Annotated in this window: 15 protein-coding genes; 2 read left to right on the top strand and 13 right to left on the bottom strand. The window is 64.1% G+C overall.

Annotation, left to right across the window (positions count from 1 at the left end):
• Positions 1-9: 9 nt before the first annotated feature.
• On the bottom strand, positions 10-1,959 hold the full coding sequence (gene nosZ, locus AAHM38_RS04445; protein ID WP_116575276.1) for a TAT-dependent nitrous-oxide reductase: 1,950 nt from the start codon (positions 1,957-1,959) through the stop codon (positions 10-12).
• A gap of 238 nt (positions 1,960-2,197) precedes the next feature.
• Here nosZ and AAHM38_RS04450 point away from each other — a divergent pair, with 238 nt between their 5' ends.
• Both AAHM38_RS04450 and AAHM38_RS04455 read left to right on the top strand, forming a co-directional pair.
• The gene (locus AAHM38_RS04450; protein WP_039373659.1) at positions 2,198-2,620 is read left to right on the top strand and encodes a c-type cytochrome; all 423 of its coding nucleotides are present in this window, start codon (positions 2,198-2,200) and stop codon (positions 2,618-2,620) included.
• 4 nt (positions 2,621-2,624) lie between these two features.
• Entirely contained in the window at positions 2,625-3,665 is a 1,041-nt protein-coding gene (locus AAHM38_RS04455; protein WP_116575277.1) for an FAD:protein FMN transferase, read from the top strand.
• A 75-nt stretch (positions 3,666-3,740) separates the two neighbouring features.
• Here the strand turns inward: AAHM38_RS04455 and cheZ are convergent, their stop codons facing one another.
• The 12 genes from cheZ to motA form a co-directional block, all read right to left on the bottom strand.
• Entirely contained in the window at positions 3,741-4,409 is a 669-nt protein-coding gene (gene cheZ, locus AAHM38_RS04460; RefSeq protein WP_004627757.1) for a protein phosphatase CheZ, read from the bottom strand.
• Positions 4,409-4,810, bottom strand: coding sequence for a chemotaxis response regulator CheY (gene cheY / locus AAHM38_RS04465; RefSeq protein ID WP_004627759.1), 402 nt, complete (start codon positions 4,808-4,810; stop codon positions 4,409-4,411). The genes cheZ and cheY overlap by 1 nt, the downstream gene beginning before the upstream one ends.
• Positions 4,811-4,960: 150 nt before the next feature.
• Positions 4,961-6,088 carry a protein-glutamate methylesterase/protein-glutamine glutaminase gene (locus AAHM38_RS04470; protein ID WP_116575278.1) on the bottom strand — a complete coding sequence of 376 codons (1,128 nt, stop codon included), beginning with the start codon at positions 6,086-6,088 and terminating at the stop codon, positions 4,961-4,963.
• A 24-nt stretch (positions 6,089-6,112) separates the two neighbouring features.
• Entirely contained in the window at positions 6,113-6,730 is a 618-nt protein-coding gene (gene cheD / locus AAHM38_RS04475; RefSeq protein WP_037028864.1) for a chemoreceptor glutamine deamidase CheD, read from the bottom strand.
• 89 nt (positions 6,731-6,819) lie between these two features.
• Positions 6,820-7,701: a CheR family methyltransferase gene (locus AAHM38_RS04480; protein WP_009240466.1), complete on the bottom strand. Its 882-nt coding sequence runs from the start codon at positions 7,699-7,701 to the stop codon at positions 6,820-6,822.
• A gap of 103 nt (positions 7,702-7,804) precedes the next feature.
• On the bottom strand, positions 7,805-9,709 hold the full coding sequence (locus AAHM38_RS04485; RefSeq protein WP_116575279.1) for a methyl-accepting chemotaxis protein: 1,905 nt from the start codon (positions 9,707-9,709) through the stop codon (positions 7,805-7,807).
• 223 nt (positions 9,710-9,932) lie between these two features.
• Positions 9,933-11,777, bottom strand: a complete 1,845-nt coding sequence (locus AAHM38_RS04490) for a methyl-accepting chemotaxis protein (protein ID WP_009240464.1) — start codon at positions 11,775-11,777, stop codon at positions 9,933-9,935.
• Positions 11,778-11,901: 124 nt separating this feature from the next.
• Positions 11,902-12,393, bottom strand: a complete 492-nt coding sequence (locus AAHM38_RS04495) for a chemotaxis protein CheW (protein WP_009240463.1) — start codon at positions 12,391-12,393, stop codon at positions 11,902-11,904.
• An 80-nt stretch (positions 12,394-12,473) separates the two neighbouring features.
• Positions 12,474-14,645: a chemotaxis protein CheA gene (gene cheA / locus AAHM38_RS04500; protein ID WP_116575280.1), complete on the bottom strand. Its 2,172-nt coding sequence runs from the start codon at positions 14,643-14,645 to the stop codon at positions 12,474-12,476.
• Between the two features lie 18 nt (positions 14,646-14,663).
• Entirely contained in the window at positions 14,664-15,077 is a 414-nt protein-coding gene (locus tag AAHM38_RS04505) for a response regulator (RefSeq protein WP_009240461.1), read from the bottom strand.
• A gap of 24 nt (positions 15,078-15,101) precedes the next feature.
• Complete coding sequence (gene motB / locus AAHM38_RS04510; RefSeq protein ID WP_009240460.1) at positions 15,102-16,049, bottom strand: flagellar motor protein MotB; 948 nt, start codon at positions 16,047-16,049, stop codon at positions 15,102-15,104.
• 198 nt (positions 16,050-16,247) lie between these two features.
• Positions 16,248-17,108 (bottom strand): flagellar motor stator protein MotA, encoded by an 861-nt coding sequence (gene motA / locus AAHM38_RS04515; protein ID WP_065854235.1) that lies wholly within the window; start codon positions 17,106-17,108, stop codon positions 16,248-16,250.
• Positions 17,109-17,472: the final 364 nt, after the last annotated feature.

Consider the following 17,472-nt stretch of genomic DNA (forward strand, 5'->3'; position numbering starts at 1 on the left):
TCCTCGGAATCAGGCCTCAACGATCATGCGACTGCGCATTTCAAGGTGCAGTGCATGACAGAAATGCGTGCAGTAGCACCAGAACACTCCGGGCTTATCGGCAATGAACGTGACCGACGCGGTTTCCTGCGGATTGACGATGAAGTTGATGTTGTATTTCGGAATCGCGAAGCCGTGGGTCAGATCCTCGACCTTGTCCAGATTGGTGAGGATCAGCGTGACCTCGTCGCCCTTCTTCAGCTTGAACTCGCGCAGGCTGTACGCCGGTGCCTGCGAGGTGAGCCGCACCGTCACCTTCTTGCCATTGCGCACCACGCCGGACTGCTTCGGGTCCTTGGTGGCAAGCGGGAAATCGTCCAGCGAATAGACCTGCTTCGGGTGCAGCAGCTCGCGCTTGAAGATGATGAAGTCGTGCGGCTCGCTGCGGATCGGGTGGTCCTGCAGCAGCACCATCTTGTCGCCGGAGATGTCGATGAACTGTTCGTTTTCGGGGTGCAGCGGGCCAACGGGCAGGAAGCGGTCCTTGGAGAACTTGCAGCCCACGGCGAGGAACTTGCCGTCGGCGGCCATAGTTTCGGATTGCGATGCGCTCAGGTGGCCCGGCTGGTAATGCACGTCAAGGCGGTCGACCACGTACTTCGCGTTCTTGTCACCGTTGTGGAACTTGATGGCGGCATCAATGTTCCACTTCACGATCTGGCTGTCGAGGAACAGCGTCGTGTATGCGTTGCCGCGCCCGTCGAACGCAGTGTGCAGTGGCCCCAGGCCAAGTTCGACCTCCGCCACGATGGCGTCGTCGATCTTGGCGAGCTTGCCGTCGAACCAGTCGAGCACGCGAGACAGCTCGATGACCGTACCGGTGGGCGAGAGCTTGCCAGCACAGATGAAGTACTTCTGATCGGGGCTGGCATTGACGCCGTGCGGATTCTTCGGCACCGACACATAGGCCGTCAGTGCTGTCTTCGGATCCTGGTTGGCCGCGTGCGTGCCGTCCACCACCGGCACCTTGGAGTCGCCGATGGTCTTGAACTTGCCGGCCTTGACCGCCGCCTCGATGCGCGCAACGTTGAAGAACAGACAGGCATCGCGCTCCGCAGACATCATGTCTTCGTAGTGCACGCCCATCTCGGTGTTGTACTGGTTGGTCGCGGCCAGCTTGCCGTCGTACGACGTTGCGACGAGGTCGCAATTGCCGTCGATCAGCACCTGCCAGCGCACTTCCATGGTTTCGGCGTCCACGCACGTGAACAGTGAACGGTACTTGGACGGATCATCGATGCCCGCCGTGTTCGGTAGCGGGATGGCAAACTCGCCGCCGCAGAACACGCGCGTCGTGTAGTTGATCTTCGGGTCGAGCGGATCGCGCTTGTCCGGGAAGATGCCGTGGAAGCCCTGCACGTTCGGCAGTTCGGTGATCTTGTCGCAGATGAAGTAGTCGAGCCGCACGCGCCCCAGGCGCGAGTTGATCTTGTCGTTGATCCACGCATAGCGGCCGTCGTAATTCCCATCCTTGTACGACGCGTGCACGTGGTGGGTATCGCCCACCGTGTACCTGAGAGTGCCGTCGGGCTTCGTGCCCATCACCTTCTTCGATTCGTTCGTGATGCCCCAGCCGACCAGTGCATCGGGCACGAACATCGGAATGCGATGGATCTCGCGCCCCGAGGGCATGCCCATGACACGCATGTCGCCGGTATGTCCGCCGCTCCACAGGCCGTAGTAGGTATCGAGTTCACCCGGCTTCGGATGCAAGCCCGCGATGACGTGTTCCCCTGCGGCCGTGGCCGCGGGCGCGCTGGCAGATGCGGCGGGTGCGGCAGCGGGTGTGCCCTTGTCAGTGCATGCCACGACCGTTGCCAACCCGGCAAGCGCTGCGCTATTCATGAAGCGACGCCGCCCCGGTACGCTCAGCGCTTCTTCCTGCTGTGTGGATGGCGATTGTTGGTGCTTGGTCATCATCGATCCCTGTATCGATTCCTCTATCGGTTTTCACAAAGCCGGGCGGAAAGATGCCGGCTCACATCTGCGCTCTGGCCTTCTCGGCAAGTCGCATCTTCGGCTCGCAGGCAGCCGAAGCAATTGACTTTCGTCACACATTCTTGAAAAACATATTTTTTATGCATCTTTATGGCAAGGGAGCGTACAGAATGCGATTCGTGTTCATTTGCGGACCCCGCGCCGACTCAAGGAGATTTCCATGCGCACGAAAACCACCCTAGGGCTGATGTTGATTTGCGGTGCCGTTCTTGCGGCCTGTGGCCAGAAGGAACCCGCCGCGCCCGCGGCCTCCACTGCTGCGGCACCCGCGCCGGTACAAACCAGCACACCCCCCGCCGCAACGACGGTGGCCGCAGCAGCGGAACCGGAGAATGCGCTGGGTAAGCGCACCTTCGGCAACGTCTGCTCGATGTGCCACGCCGCAGGGGTTGCCGGGGCACCAAAGCCGGGCGACAAGGCCGACTGGGGGCCTCGCATCGCACAAGGTAAGGAGACCCTTTACAAGCACGCACTGGAGGGCTTCAACGGCAACAAGGGGGCCATGCCCGCACGCGGTGGATCGACCTTGCCGGACGACGCCATCAAGGCTGCGGTTGACTACATGGTGGCGAAGTCGCAGTAGCGCCATGCATCCGCTGCCCCCTTCCAACCTGGGCCGCCGGCGCTGCCTGGCGGGGGTGCCCCTGCTGGCCGTCGGCATGTTCGTACGGCCGGCCCTGGCAGACCCCTCTGTGGAGCGCGCATCCACTCAATTGCTGGGCACTCAAATCGACATCATTGCGCAAGACGCGAGACCGGGCGCCGCCGGTGCGGCCATGCGCGCTGCCTTTGTGGAGATGGCGCGGCTCGAATGCTTGATGAGCCGCTACCGGCCCGACAGCCAGGTCAGCGCACTGGCACGCGCGGCGGGGCGGAACCCCGTGCCGGTGGCACCTGAAGTCATGGCGGTGTTCAAGCTTGCCCGACAGGTCTCGGAGCAAAGCCGCGGCGCCTTCGATATCACCGTCGGCGCCTACTCCGGCTGGAATTTTGATCCGGAGCACAGCCGCATTCCGAGCAGCAGCGAACTGGCGCGTGAGCGCCGCTTCGTCAACTATCGAGACGTCGTTCTGGAAGAGCGCCACTGCAGCGTCTACTTGCGACGCCCGGGGATGAGGCTGGATCTTGGCGGCATTGCCAAGCTGCCGATCCTGGAGGCAGGCATGCGCGTGCTACGGCAACACGGCATACGCGATGCCATGATCAACGGTGGCGGCGATGTGGTGGCCAGCGGGAAGCTGCAAGGTCACGAATGGCGCGTCGGACTGCGCGATCCGCTTGCGCCGGAGCGACTGCTGGGCGTGGTCACGCTCAGTGACGGGGTTGTGGCGTCATCCGGAGACTACGAGCGTTACTTCATGCACAACGGTCAGCGCTTTCACCACGTTCTCGATCCGGAAACGGGTCTGCCTGCGCATGGGCCCCATGGCGTAACCCTGATCGGTCGCGACGTTGACGACGTCAACGGCCTTGGCGCCGCAATCATGGCAGCAGGCACCGCCACCGGGCAGCGGATGCTTGCACCGATGCTCGCACGCGTGGATGCCCTGATCGTATGTTCTGGAGCTCGGCCGTGGATGTCGGCCGGAATGGCAACGCGCTTGCGGCAGTTCTCTGCAAGCAGTTGACGTTGATGCCGCCCGCTCAGGGTTCGGCAGAAGAAGTACCGGCCCTCGCGACTGCGAGGGCCAGGCAACGCAGGTTCAGAAGCCGAGGCTTTCCAGCAGGTCGTCCACCTGTTCCTGGTTGGCAACCACATCCGGATGGTCCGGATTGATCTGCGGGCCGTTGAGCAACGACGTCGCCACTTGTGCGGCTTCCACGCGAAGGTGTTCCGGCGCGTTGTCGAGCAGGATGCCGACGAGCTGGCTTTCGATGAGCTGGACAACGTCCAGCACCTTCTTGATCACCTGGCCAGTCAAGTCCTGGAAGTCCTGCGCCATCAGGATTTCCATGAGTTGCTGGTTCGTGTCGCGCGTTTTTTCAGGAACGCTGCGCAGGAAGCCATTGGTCTGGCCGACCAGCTCGCGGATCTCGTCGTCGCCCAGTTGGCGGTCCATCCACGACTGCCAGCGGTTGACCAGTGCCTGGGAGTCGGACTCCAGTGCGTCTTGCACGGGCCGCGCCGCGTCGATGGCGTTGAGCACGCGGGTGGCCGCCTGCTCGGTCATGTTGGCGATGTAGTTCAGGCGGTCGCGTGCGTCGGGGATGGCTGATGCGGCCTTCTCGACACCCTTGTCCAGGCCCAGTTCGCGCATGCTTTCGCGCAGCATGCGGGTGAGGTGGCCAATGCGCTGGAGCATTTCGGGCATGTCGCCATGGTCCACGCCTTCTGCGGCCAGCGCCTGGGCGCCATCATGCATCTCGCTCATCACGCCCCCTTTTCGAGCTTCTCGAAAATCTTGCCCAGCTTTTCGTCCAGCGTGGCCGCCGTGAAGGGCTTGACCACGTAGCCGTTGGCTCCTGCCTGGGCGGCGGCGATGATGTTTTCCTTCTTGGCCTCGGCCGTCACCATCAGCACCGGCAGCTTGCTGATGGCGGTGTTGGCGTCAGCCCGGATGCTCTGCAGCATCTGCAGGCCATCCATGTTGGGCATGTTCCAGTCCGAAATCACGAAATCGAACCGGCCTTCCTTGACCTTGGCCAGGCCGGCGGCGCCGTCTTCGGCCTCGTCGACGTTGGCAAAACCGAGTTCCTTGAGCAGGTTACGCACGATCCGGCGCATCGTCGGGAAATCGTCGACGACGAGGAATCGGTACTGGCTCTTGTCCATGGACACAATCTCCGCAAACTTACTGAATTGGGGGGTTTCGGGCTTCCTTGGCAATCTTATCGGCGCCTGGAGCCGATTCTTGAGCGCCGGAATGGTTTGGGGCGCCCGACTGCTGCGCCCCCGCAACCAATGTACCCGCAAAGCGCAGCGTTAAACCCGCGTCACGCGGCCATGTGCCGACAGCTTGGCCAGCACGTGCGGGCCGATCTGCGACAGCGGCAGGACTTCGTGCACGCCGCCGTGGGCCACGGCTTCCTTGGGCATGCCGTAGACCACACAGGACGCCTCGTCCTGCGCGACGTTGTAGGCGCCGGCGTTGCGCATTTCCAGCATGCCCACCGCGCCGTCCTTGCCCATGCCGGTGAGGATGACGCCCAGGGCGTTGGCCCCGGCGTTGCGCGCGGCGGACCGGAACAGCACGTCCACGGCCGGACGATGGCGATTGACCGGCGGGCCCTGATCCAGCTCGGTAACGTAGTTGGCGCCGCTGCGGCCCAGCGACAGGTGCATGTCGCCCGGGGCAATGTAGGCATGGCCCGGCAGCACACGCTCGCCATGCGCGGCTTCCTTCACGCGGATGCGGCACAGGCCGTCCAGCCGCTTGGCGAACGACGTGGTGAAACCCGCCGGCATGTGCTGCACGATCAGGATGCCGGGGCAGTCGGGCGGCATTTCCAGCAGGAAATCCTTGATGGCCTCGGTGCCGCCGGTGGAAGCGCCCACGATGATGAGCTTTTCCGTCGACGAGAAATGGGTACGCGCAAGTGCCGGGGTTGCCGGTGCATGCTCCGCGCGAACGTGTGCGCCGGGCGCCGATGCCGTTGCCGAGCCGGCCGCAGCAACCGGTGCGGCAGCGCGCGGACGCAGCCTTGCCCGGGCCGCTGCCCGAATCTTGTCGGCAATCTGGTCGGCGTATTCGTTCATGCCATCGCGCATGCCCAGCTTGGGCTTGGCGACAAAATCCACCGCGCCCAACTCCAGCGCGCGCAGCGTGGCTTCAGAGCCGCGCTCCGTCAGCGAAGAGATCATGACCACCGGCGTCGGGCGCAGGCGCATGAGCTTTTCCAGGAAGTCGAGGCCGTCCATCTTCGGCATTTCGACGTCCAGCGTGAGCACGTCCGGATTGGTCTGCTTGATGAGGTCGCGCGCGATGATCGGGTCGGGCGCCACACCCACCACTTCCATATCCGGCTGGCTGTTGATGATCTCCTTCAGGATGCTGCGGATCAGTGCGGAATCGTCGATGCACAGCACCTGAATCTTGCGTTTGTCGTTCATGTTCGGGGGGGCAAGTTTCAGGGATTAAGTAAAGAGTTGCAGGCGCGAGGCTGGCTTCGTCGTGATGGACTTCGACAGCTTGCTGGCGTATTGCGCCTCGCTGTCCAGCTCGGCCGCCGTGTTCTGCGAGCGCAGCTTGCGCACCATGATCTGGCCGGTGGACGGTACGAAATACACCTTGCGCGGATGCACGTCGAACAGGTCTTTGGCGGCCACGGTCAGGCCTTCGTTGCGCAGGAATTCGAGCACGAACTTGCCGTTGCGCTCGCCCACGTCGAGTGTGCTCATGCCGGCCAGCACGGCGGCGCCGCCAAACACCTTGATCTCCAGGCGCTCGCGCTTGGCGCCCGCCTTGTAGAGCTGGTTGAGCAGCACTTCCATCGCGTGCGTGCCGTAGCGCATGGAGGGCGACAGGATCGATTCCCCTTCGTTACGCGAGGGCAGCATGAAATGGTTCATGCCGCCAATGCCGAGGGTCTTGTCGCGCACGCAGGCGGACACGCACGAGCCGAGCACCGTGACCAGCATCAGGTCTTCGGTGGTGACGGAATACTCGCCGGGCAGCACTTTCATGGCGCGCCGGCTGAAGGTGGTGTCGTAGTAGGCGTGGGTGCTGGCCGCCGATTGCGCGAGCGTGGCCATGGCGCCAGCGCTCATGCCGCTGGCCATGCCGCTGTCGCCGCGCACGGCATCGGCGGCCGATTGCGGCGTCGCGCGTTTGCCGAATTCGATCATCGTGCCCCCATCCTGGCGCGCAGTTCGGGCGCGACTTCGTACACGGTCTTGCCGCGCAGCGACCACGCCTTGGTGACCTGCAGGAAGCTCTCCGAATGGCCGGCAAACAGCAGGCCATCGGGTTTCATCACGTCGATGAAATGCTCAAGAATCTTGGCCTGCGTGGGCTTGTCGAAATAGATCATCACGTTGCGGCAGAAGATCACGTCGAACTTCTGCTGCAACGGCCAATCGCGTTCGAGCAGGTTGATCTGGCGAAAGTCGATCATGGCCTGCAGTTCGGGCCGCACCCGGGCATAGCCCTCCTGCTTGCCGGTACCGCGCAGGAAGTACTTCTTCAGGCGCTCGGGCGACAGGGCCGCGACGCGCTCCATCGGATAGATGCCGGCGCGGGCGCGGGCCAGCGCGTTGGTATCCACATCCGAGGCGATCACGCTCACCTGGCTGGGCGACATCGAGCCAAAGGCTTCGGCCAGCGTGATGGCGATCGAGTACGGCTCTTCGCCCGTCGACGACGCCGAACACCACACGGTGAACGGCGTGCGCTTGGCCTTGGCGTGCTCGTGCAGGATCGGGAAGTGATGCTGCTCGCGGAAGAACGCGGTGAGGTTGGTGGTCAGCGCGTTGGTAAAGGCCTCCCACTCGTCGGGCAGGTGGCCTTTTTCCAGTGCATCGAGGTAGTCGCGGAACGAGCCGAAGTTGACCACACGCAGGCGGCGGGCCAGCCGGCTGTAGACCATTTCACTCTTGCGGTCGGACAGCGAGATGCCGACGCGCCGGTAGATCAGGTCGCGGATGCGGCCGAAATCTTCGGCGGTGAATGAAAACTCGCGCGACGCGAGCGTCGGCGAAACTGGCGCCAAGTTTTGTGCTGCCATGGATAACTAACCCCGTGTTTGGCGAGTCTTGATGCCCGCTCTCAGTCGTTGGCGGGCACCGTTACCGCAGGCCGCGCCAAGTTTGCTGTGGGCGAGGCTGGCGTCAGAAGGTGCTCCAATCATCTTCATCGGCAGAACCGGTGGTCAGCTTGAGGGCCGGGGCGACGACGGCCTCCGAAGCGGCTGCCGAAACGACGGCGGCAGCCACCGGCACAATCGGTGCATGTGCATCGTGAGGCGCTTTTTCTCCTTGCGCGGCAGCCGGGCCGGCAACCTGCTCGGGGGCAGCCTCCGGTAACACAGCCGGCTTGGCGGCTTTGCGCGAAGCCAAGGCGCGCGCAATCGAGGGCACCACTTCGGTCTTGTGGGGGCGGGCTTCGCCGGGCACGGCTGGCGCCGCAACGGCAATCGGCGCCGCCACGGCCAACTCGGCCGAGGCATCGGTGCGGAACGTCGCCACGGCATTGCGCAGCAGTTGCGCCTGCTCTTCCAGCGACAGGGCGGCGGCGGCGGCTTGCTCCACCAGCGCGGCGTTCTGCTGCGTGACCTCGTCCATCTGGTTCACGGCCTGGTTGACCTGTTCGATGCCGGAGCTTTGCTCGTCCGACGCGGCGGAAATCTCGCCCATGATGTCGGTCACCCGGCGCACGGCCACTACCACCTCCTCGATCACCGTGCCGGCTTCGGCCACCAGGGCCGACCCGTTGCGCACACGGCCCACCGAATCGCCGATCAGCTCCTTGATTTCCTTGGCCGCCGTGGCCGAGCGCTGCGCGAGGCTGCGCACCTCGCCGGCCACCACTGCAAAACCGCGTCCCTGTTCGCCCGCGCGCGCGGCTTCCACCGCTGCATTCAGGGCGAGGATGTTGGTCTGGAAGGCAATGCCTTCGATCACGCCGATGATGTCGGCGATCTTCTTGCTGCTGGCGTTGATGCCGGCCATGGTTTCGACCACGCGGCCCACCACTTCGCCACCCTTGACGGCGATGTCCGACGCGCTGCCGGCCAACTGGCTGGCCTGGCGGGCGTTGTCGGCGTTCTGCTTCACGATGCTGGTCAGCTCTTCCATGCTGGAAGCGGTTTCCTCCAGCGACGAGGCCTGCTCTTCCGTGCGCTGCGACAAGTCTGCGTTGCCGGCCGCGATCTGCTTGGTGGCGCTGGCAATGGAATCGGCGGAACTCTTGATGTTGGTGATCGTGCCGGTCAGTTGCTGCTGCATCTGCGCCATGGCGAAGAGCATGCTGCCATGGTCGCCGGGGCGGGTCTGCACGTGCACGGCCAGATCGCCGGCGGCAATGCGGCGCGCGATCTCGGCCGCGTACGAAGGCTCACCGCCCAACTGGCGCGACAGCCGGCGCGCAATGACCAGGCCCAGCACGATGCCGAGCAGCGCACCTGCACAGGCCATCACCATCATCACCAGGCGCGAGCGGTGTGCATCGTCACGGGCCTTGACGGTGGACGCGGCGGAGACCTCTTCCACACGCTTGACCATCTTGTCGAGCGTCTTTTCAAACGCGGCGGTGTCGTCCAGCAGGCCGACGTTCTCGGCCGTGACGCGACTGTCGAACTGGGTCGGGTCCAGGCCCTGCTTGTCCATCAGTGCAACGAAATCGGTCATGCGCTTGCCCCAGACGGGGTAGATCGCATCGACCTCGCGGATCATCTTCTTGCCTTCGTCCGACGTGAACAGCGGGCGCACGTTCTCCACCCCGTCTTTCAGGTGCTGCATGCTGTCGGCGATCTGCGTGCTGAGCGTCTTGCGCTCGGTGAGCGTGGTGGCAATCAGCAATGCGGTCTGCGCACGGCTGGCATGCGCCAGGCTGTTGGCCGCGCTGCCCATCTGCGTGATGGCGCGCATCTGCTTTTGCGCCAGCTCTTCGCTGGCCTTTGTCAACTGCGTGATCGTATAGATGCCCAACCCGCCGATGGCCGCGCCCATGGCCGCCACGATCAGGAAACCACCGGTGAGTACCGTGGACACCGGCAAACGCTTGATCCAACCCATGTTGTCTACCTCTTCCTGTTTTTATATGCCCCCTACCGCTATCGGCCTGCGGGGGGCGGCTCTTTAGAACCGCCGTGGGGTCATGCCACTTCAGTGGGGGGTCACCCCGGCTTCAGCAGGCACTAGCCCAGGCAAAAAAAAACCTGCCCCGGAGGGCAGGCTGCACACCACAAACACACACGAGAGAGCTTTCGCGAGCAGCGAAGATCCCGTGCATACATGGTCAAAAGGTCTCCCAGTCGCTATCGTCGCCGCCTGCGGCAACGAGCTTGGGTACGGGCAACTTGGGCGCTGACGCAGCCGCTTTGGTCTCGGCAGCGGCGGCGGTGCGCTCGCGTTGTTGTTCCTTGGCGGAGGCCGGCGCTGCAGTTGCAGCCCCGGTCTGCGCGATGGGTTCAGCGGCATTTCGGCCTGCGGCCTTCGGCTTGGCGGCACGGCGGGGCACGGCCTTGGCTTTCAATGCCGGCTTGGCTGCCACGCGCGCGGCCACCGACACTGCGGGTACCACGTTGGCCTGCGCGCCGGCTTGCGTGCGGAACGCCTCCACAGCCTGGCGCAGCCCGCTAGCCTGCTCCTGCAGCGACATCGCGGCGGCAGCAGCCTGCTCCACCAGCGCGGCGTTCTGCTGCGTGCCTTCGTCCATCTGCGTGACGGCCCGATTGACTTGCTCGATACCCGCGCTCTGTTCGTCCGATGCGGAGCTGATCTCGCCCATGATGTCCGTCACGCGCTTGACGGCGACCACCACTTCGTCGATCACGCTGCCCGCTTCCGCCACCAGCGTCGTGCCGTTTTCAACGCGGCCAACCGAATCGCTGATGAGTTCCTTGATTTCCTTCGCAGCCGTGGCCGAGCGCTGGGCCAGGCTGCGCACTTCGCCTGCCACCACCGCAAAGCCGCGGCCCTGCTCGCCTGCGCGGGCGGCTTCGACCGCCGCATTCAGGGCCAGGATGTTCGTCTGAAAGGCAATGCCTTCAATCACGCCGATGATGTCGGCGATCTTCTTGCTGCTGGCGTTGATGCCGGCCATGGTGTCCACCACCCGGCCAACCACTTCACCGCCCTTGACGGCGATGTCCGATGCATTGCCGGCCAGCGTGCTGGCCTGACGTGCGTTGTCGGCGTTCTGACGCACGATGCTCGTCAGTTCTTCCATGCTCGATGCGGTTTCTTCCAGCGCCGAAGCCTGCTGCTCGGTGCGCTGCGAGAGGTCCGCATTGCCGGCAGCAATCTGCTGCGTGGCGCTGGCGATCGAGTCGGAACCCGAGCGCACCTGCCCCACCATCTTCTGCAGGCTGTCCTGCATGCGTTGCAGTGCGCGCAGCAGGCGGCCGGTTTCATCGGCGCGATCCACCTGGATGGTGTGCGTAAGGTCGCCCTGCGTGATGTGCTCGGCCGTTTCGATGGCACGCATCAACGGCAGCGTGATCGAACGGCGTAGCGCCCACGTCAGCAGCCCGCCCACCAGAATGCCGCCCAGCAGCAGGCCTGTGGTGAGGGCGCTGAGATTGTGCTGTTCTGCCTGGCTGGCTTCGTAGCTGGTTTTGGCCACGTCCATCTGCAATCGGTTGAGCGCCGCGACCTTGTCGCCAAGGGGGCGGTACAGCGCCGGCATGACGTCCATGACCGTCTTGTTGATGCGCGCTTCGTCGTGCGCTTGCACGGCTTGCATCAACACCTGTGCGCCATCACGCAGAAACGCTTCACGCAGGCCCTGGGCCTCGTCGGCCAGCTTGCGTTCGTCTGCCGGGGTGGGCAGCGCGCGGTAGCGCTTCCAGGCGGCGTCGGACTTGTCGAGGAACATCTGGGCGCGCTCGATCGTCTTTTCCATGCCGGGCGCATTGGGCGCCATGGCTGCACGATCCAGCACGATGCGGAAGCTCAGGAGATTGGAATCGGATTCGGCCAATGCCACGGTGCCCGCCAGCTGCACGGCATAGCCGTCCTGCACGCGGGTGTTGGCGTGCCGCATGCCGATCAGGCCCGTCACGCCCACGATGACGGCGAGCACACCGATGCCCGCCATCATCAGCCCCAAGCGGAGCCGGATGGTCATTTTGCTGAACATGCTTCCCTCCCCTTACGGCGCCGCACCTGTTGTTACGGTGTCTTGTCGCCCGCTGGGCCCAGTTGGCCCAGCCTTCATATGCCGTGAGCACGTCGCCCGTGCCCCGGCTGGATTCATGTTGCGATCAGGCGGCTTCTGCTTCGTCGCACAGCGCCATGTCGGCCGACATCAGCAGGCGCTCGATGTCCACCAGGATCAGCATGCGCTCGTCGATCGAGCCCAGGCCACGGATGTATTCCGTGTCCAGCGCGCCCGAAAACTCCGGCGCCGGCTTGATCTGCTGGCTTTGCAGCGTCAGCACGTCCGACACGCCATCCACCACGATGCCGACCACACGGTCCTTCAGGTTCAGGATGATGACGACGGTGTACTGGTTGTATTCGACACGATCGAGCTGGAACTTGATGCGCAGATCAACGATCGGCACGATGATGCCGCGCAGGTTGATCACACCCTTGATGAAGTCGGGTGCATTGGCGATGCGCGTGACGGTCTCGTAGCCGCGGATTTCCTGCACCTTCAGGATGTCGATGCCGTATTCCTCGCGGCCCAGCGTGAAGGCCAGGTATTCCTCCCCGCCGGTGTCTTCGCCGATCGCGTGTTCCTTGACTTCCATTGCGGCTCCCCTCGGCCCGTTGGGCCACTAGATTGAATTCATTGCCGGGTGGCCGATCCCACCCTGTCAGACGTGGACGCTTATGCTGCGGCCATCGCCTCGGTCGAGAAACGACCGCCCTGTGCTTCGCCCATGTCGTGCTTTTCGGCAGTAACGGCACGCATCGCGTTTTCTGAATGGCCCGAGCGGGTCTCGCGCATCAGTGCCGACACATCGACGATCAGGGCAACGCTGCCGTCGCCCAGGATGGTCGCGCCCGAAATGCCGGGCACACGGCGGTAGTTGGTCTCGAGGTTCTTGACCACCACCTGCTGCTGACCGACCAGTTCGTCCACCTGCAGCGCAATCTTCTTGCCTTCCGAATCCAGAATCACGACGATGCCTTCCGACGGATTGGGCAGCGACGGCGTGATGCGGAAGCGTTCGTACATCGGCACCAGCGTCAGGTATTCGTTGCGCACCTTCAGCAGGCGACCGCCGCCCGGCACGGCCTTGATGTCTTCCGGACGCGGCTGCAGCGATTCGGCCACGCACGACAGCGGGAGGATGAACACTTCGTCGCCGGTCTTGACCGACATGCCGTCGAGGATCGCCAGCGTGAGCGGCAGCACGATGCGGATCGTGGTGCCCTTGCCCTTTTGCGACTGGATCTCGACGTAGCCGCCCATCGACTGGATGTTCTGCTTGACCACGTCCATGCCGACGCCGCGGCCGGACACATCCGTCACCTGGTCAGCCGTGGAGAAGCCCGGCGCGAAGATCAGCTGGTTGATCTCGTCGTCGGTCATGTTGTCCGACACGGGCAGACCGCGCTCGCGCGCCTTCTTGAGGATCTTGTCGCGGTTCAGGCCCTGGCCGTCGTCGCTCACCTCGATGACGATGTTGCCGCCCTGGTGGGCAGCAGACAGCAGCAGTTGGCCGGTGGCGTCCTTGCCGGCGGCCACGCGGGCCTCAGGCAGTTCGATGCCGTGGTCCAGGCTGTTGCGCACCAGGTGCGTGAGCGGATCGATGATCCGTTCGATCAGGCCCTTGTCCAGTTCGGTCGACTTGCCGAACGTCGACAGCTCGACCTGCTTGCCCAGCTTGTGCGCCAGGTCGCGCACCAGGCGCGGGAAACGGTTGAACACGTAGTCCATCGGCATCATGCGGATGGACATGGCGGCCTCTTGCAGGTCGCGCGCGTTGCGCGTGAGCTGCGACAGGCCGGCAAACAGGCGCTCGTTGAGCACCGGGTCGAAGGCCTGTGCGGTTTGCGCCAGCATGGCCTGCGTGATGACGAGTTCGCCCACCAGGTTGATCAGCTGGTCGACCTTTTCCACGCCCACGCGGATCGACGTTTCGGCAGCCACGGTCGGCTTTTGGTCGGCCGCGGCCGGGCGGGCCGGCACCGGGGCGGCGGCAGCGGCAACGGCCTGGGCCGGCGCAGCTTCGTTGGCAGCCGGGGCGTGCACTTCCGTCTGTGCGGCAGCGGGCGTCGGTGCAGCCACCACCGGCGCAGCGGCCTCAGCGGCCGGCGCCGCGCCACCTACGTGCGGTGTGATGACGATCTGGTCGGCATCGATGATGAAGCAGCTCACCGCGATGATGTCGTCGGCGGTGCAGGTGCTCTGCAGCACGATGTCGCTGTTGCGGCCGGTGCGCGCGTGGCGCAGCACGGTGCCCAGGTGCTTGAGTTCGGTGACGATCAGCTCGCAGTCTTCGTTCGAGACGTCGATGAGCTTGATATCGAGGCCACCTTCGATGTCGCCCACGGCTTCGGCCGCAGCCGCCTCGACCACCACCGGCTCGGGCTGGGGCGCAGCCACCGGTTCGGGCGTCGCCACGGGCGCCGCAGCTGCCGGCGCGGCAGCAACAGGGGCGCCGTCCTCGGCGGTCAGGCTGTTGAGCTTGGCCACCATGTATTCGAGCGTGGCCGTATCGATAGGGTGCTCTTGCCGGTAGGCATCAAGTTGGCTTTTCAACACGTCTTTCGTTTCCAGGAAGGCATCCACCATGTTTTCGCGCAGCTGCAGGGTACCGGTGCGGGCGCGGTCCAGAATCGATTCGGCCACATGCGTGAGTTCCGTCATGTGTGTGAAACCGAACGTTGCAGCACCACCCTTGATGGAGTGCGCGCAGCGGAAGATGGCGTTCAGATCATCAGAAGAAGGATTGGCGACATCGAGGTTGAGCAGCAGCCGCTCCATGTCGACGAGCAGCTCTTCCGCCTCTTCGAAAAAGGCGCCGAAAAACTGGCTAAGGTCGAGGTTCATATCTGTCGTCTCGGTCGTTTAATGCGTCGATGCAGACCCGTGGGTCTGCGCATGCCATTCGAGCAACTGCATCACCGAATCCGTCAGCCCATCCGGGTCGAACGGCTTGGGCAGAAAGCCCGTCGCGCCGGCAGCGCGTGCCTGGTCGCGGATGGTGCTGTCTGCCTCAGTGGTCAGCATGAGGATCGGGGTGTCGGCGTAGGCCGGCAACGTGCGCAGGGCGCGGATGAGGGTCAGGCCGTCCATCGACGGCATCACCTGGTCGGTAATCACAAGGTGGTGGCTGCCCTGGGCCAGTGCGCGCGCGGCTTCCAGCGCGGCGGTGCCGTCCCCGGCTTCCGTCACGGCAAAGCCGCACTCGCGCAGGCACGCGGCAATCATGCGGCGGATCGACGTGGAATCGTCCACCACCAGGATGTGTTTCTCGCTCATTGACTGTTTCCCCCTCGGCGCTCTTTATGGCTTGGCCGCGCTTACCGCATCGGCCACACCTGTGGCACGTGCAGCGGCGTCGGTCAGCGTGTCTTTGCCGTCATTGCGCAGGTCGGCCACCGGCTCGACCCCACCCGAGCGCACGGCTTCAGCGGCGCGCGCGTTGAGCACGACGATGCTGATGCGGCGATTGATCGGGTTGTAGATGTTGGCCTTGTCCAGCGGCACCGATGCTTCCAGGCCCACCACGCGGCTGACCTTCTCGGGCTTCATGCCGCCCGCCACCAGCTCGCGTCGCGATGCGTTGGCACGGTCGGCCGAGAGTTCCCAGTTGCTGTAGCCATGCTGCGTGGCGTACTGCGTGGCGTCGGTGTGGCCCGACAGGCTGATCGGGTTGGGCACGTCGTTCAGTGCCGAACCGAGCTCGCGCAGGATCGTGCGCATGTACGGCTGCACCTCTGCGCTGGCGTTGGCAAACATCGGACGATTCTGCTGGTCGACGATCTGGATGCGCAGGCCTTCGGTGGTCATGTCGATCAGCAACTGGTGCTTGAACTGGCTCATGACCGGGTTCGTCTCGACCATCTCGGCAATCTTCTGCTTGAGCTTGTTCAGCGCCGCATCGTCCGATTCATCGCGGATGTTGCGCTGGCGCTGGACGGTCGGGCTCGGGCTCGGGTTCGGCTGCGGCATGTTCTGCTTGAGCGCCGGGCTGCCCTGCAGGATGCTCGACTGGTCGCCCGAACCGGCGCCACCGAACAGCGCCACCTTCAGCGGCGTGCGGAAATACGTTTCGACCGACGACAGCTCAGCCTTCGTCACCGAGCTGAGCAGCCACATCAGCAGGAAGAACGCCATCATGGCGGTCACGAAATCGGCGTAGGCGATCTTCCACGCGCCACCGTGGTGGCCGTGTCCGCCTTTCTTGTTGCGCCGAATGACAATGAAGGTCGGCGTGCTGGACTTGCTCATGGTCCGTTCCCGTCGGTGTGTACTGTGGTTAGTGGCGCAGCTCGGTGGCTATGCTCTTGTGGTTGTCGTTGTCGTTTTGAACCCGCTCAGGATCCGTAGCGAGCAGGCCCGAGGTAGGCGCGAGGAGCGCAGCCGTACACGGGTACGGCGAGCATCGCAGGGCCAAGATCGGGACGCGCAGTAGGATCATGAGTGGGTTCAGGCTGTCTTGGCACCGCGTACGTGGTCTTCCAGCTCGGCAAAGGACGGGCGCTCGGTCGAGAACAGCACCTTGCGGCCGAACTCCACGGCAATTGCCGGGGCGTAGCCGTTCATGCTGGCCAGCAGTGTCACCTTGATGCACTGGAACAACTTGGTCGACTCTTCTGCGCGCTGCTCCAGCAACGAACCCAGCGGCCCGATAAAGCCGTACGCCAGCAAGATCCCGAGGAACGTGCCGACCAGCGCCGAGGCGATCAGCTTGCCCAGCTCTGCCGGCGGCAGGCCGACCGAGCCCATGGTGTGGACCACGCCCATCACGGCGGCCACGATGCCGAAGGCCGGCATGGCGTCGCCCACTTTGGTGATGATGCGGGCCGGTTGTTCGGCTTCGTGGTGGTGGGTGTCGATTTCCTGATCCATCAGCGCCTCGATCTGGAATGGATTCAGGTTGCCGCCGACCATCAGGCGGAGGTAATCGCAAATGAAATCCAGTGCGTGGTGATCGGCCTGGATGGCGGGGTAATTGGCGAACAGCGCGCTTTCATGCGGGTTCTCGATGTCGGCTTCGATCGACATCATCCCTTCGCGGCGGATCTTGGACAGCACCACATACAGCAGCGCCATCACTTCCATATAGAGGGCCTTGGTGTACTTCGAGCCCTTGAACAGGCCCGGCAGGGCCTTGACGGTGGCGTTGATGGCCTTCTTGTCGTTGCCGACCACGAACGCGCCAATGCCGGCGCCGAAGATGATCAGCAGCTCGGTCGGCTGGAACAAGGGCCCGAGGTGTCCTCCGGCCAGCATGTAGCCGCCGAACACCGACGCGAGAATCACGATGTAACCGATGGCAACTAACACGGGGCGAACTCCTGAATGGGCGATCCTTCGATCAATACAAGGGGAATATCGGCATTCCCCCGGTTAACTGAAGGCTTGAGCGCCGGCTTTTGCTGCTGCGCGGTGCTCGAAAAACCCTGCCGCCGCGCCCTTCTTCCCCAAGAACGGCAACAAATCGGGGGGCTTGAGCGCCACCCGGCTCAGGGAAGGCTTGCCCCTAGGCAAACTCAAAGAAAAAGGGGACGGAAATCGCTTTCCGTCCCCCCTTTTCGCCCTTCTTCTACGCGCGGCGGCAAAAAAATGCCGGTCCGCAGTTTCCCGCGACCGGCCTACCCCCTTCCCCTTTTGTCCTGCCTGAGCCCCTGTGCTTTTCCTGCTCTGTGTT

The sequence above is a fragment of the Ralstonia sp. OTU4908 genome (assembly GCF_038440115.1).
Classification (GTDB): domain Bacteria; phylum Pseudomonadota; class Gammaproteobacteria; order Burkholderiales; family Burkholderiaceae; genus Ralstonia; species Ralstonia pickettii.

Excerpts from the sequence above, each read along its gene's own strand:
- nosZ (WP_116575276.1), bottom strand. The coding sequence starts at position 1,959 with ATGATGACCAAGCACCAACAATCGCCATCCACACAGCAGGAAGAAGCG.
- AAHM38_RS04450 (WP_039373659.1), top strand. The coding sequence starts at position 2,198 with ATGCGCACGAAAACCACCCTAGGGCTGATGTTGATTTGCGGTGCCGTT.
- AAHM38_RS04455 (WP_116575277.1), top strand. The coding sequence starts at position 2,625 with ATGCATCCGCTGCCCCCTTCCAACCTGGGCCGCCGGCGCTGCCTGGCG.
- cheZ (WP_004627757.1), bottom strand. The coding sequence starts at position 4,409 with ATGAGCGAGATGCATGATGGCGCCCAGGCGCTGGCCGCAGAAGGCGTG.
- cheY (WP_004627759.1), bottom strand. The coding sequence starts at position 4,810 with ATGGACAAGAGCCAGTACCGATTCCTCGTCGTCGACGATTTCCCGACG.
- AAHM38_RS04470 (WP_116575278.1), bottom strand. The coding sequence starts at position 6,088 with ATGAACGACAAACGCAAGATTCAGGTGCTGTGCATCGACGATTCCGCA.
- cheD (WP_037028864.1), bottom strand. The coding sequence starts at position 6,730 with ATGGCCACGCTCGCGCAATCGGCGGCCAGCACCCACGCCTACTACGAC.
- AAHM38_RS04480 (WP_009240466.1), bottom strand. The coding sequence starts at position 7,701 with ATGGCAGCACAAAACTTGGCGCCAGTTTCGCCGACGCTCGCGTCGCGC.
- AAHM38_RS04485 (WP_116575279.1), bottom strand. The coding sequence starts at position 9,709 with ATGGGTTGGATCAAGCGTTTGCCGGTGTCCACGGTACTCACCGGTGGT.
- AAHM38_RS04490 (WP_009240464.1), bottom strand. The coding sequence starts at position 11,777 with ATGTTCAGCAAAATGACCATCCGGCTCCGCTTGGGGCTGATGATGGCG.
- AAHM38_RS04495 (WP_009240463.1), bottom strand. The coding sequence starts at position 12,393 with ATGGAAGTCAAGGAACACGCGATCGGCGAAGACACCGGCGGGGAGGAA.
- cheA (WP_116575280.1), bottom strand. The coding sequence starts at position 14,645 with ATGAACCTCGACCTTAGCCAGTTTTTCGGCGCCTTTTTCGAAGAGGCG.
- AAHM38_RS04505 (WP_009240461.1), bottom strand. The coding sequence starts at position 15,077 with ATGAGCGAGAAACACATCCTGGTGGTGGACGATTCCACGTCGATCCGC.
- motB (WP_009240460.1), bottom strand. The coding sequence starts at position 16,049 with ATGAGCAAGTCCAGCACGCCGACCTTCATTGTCATTCGGCGCAACAAG.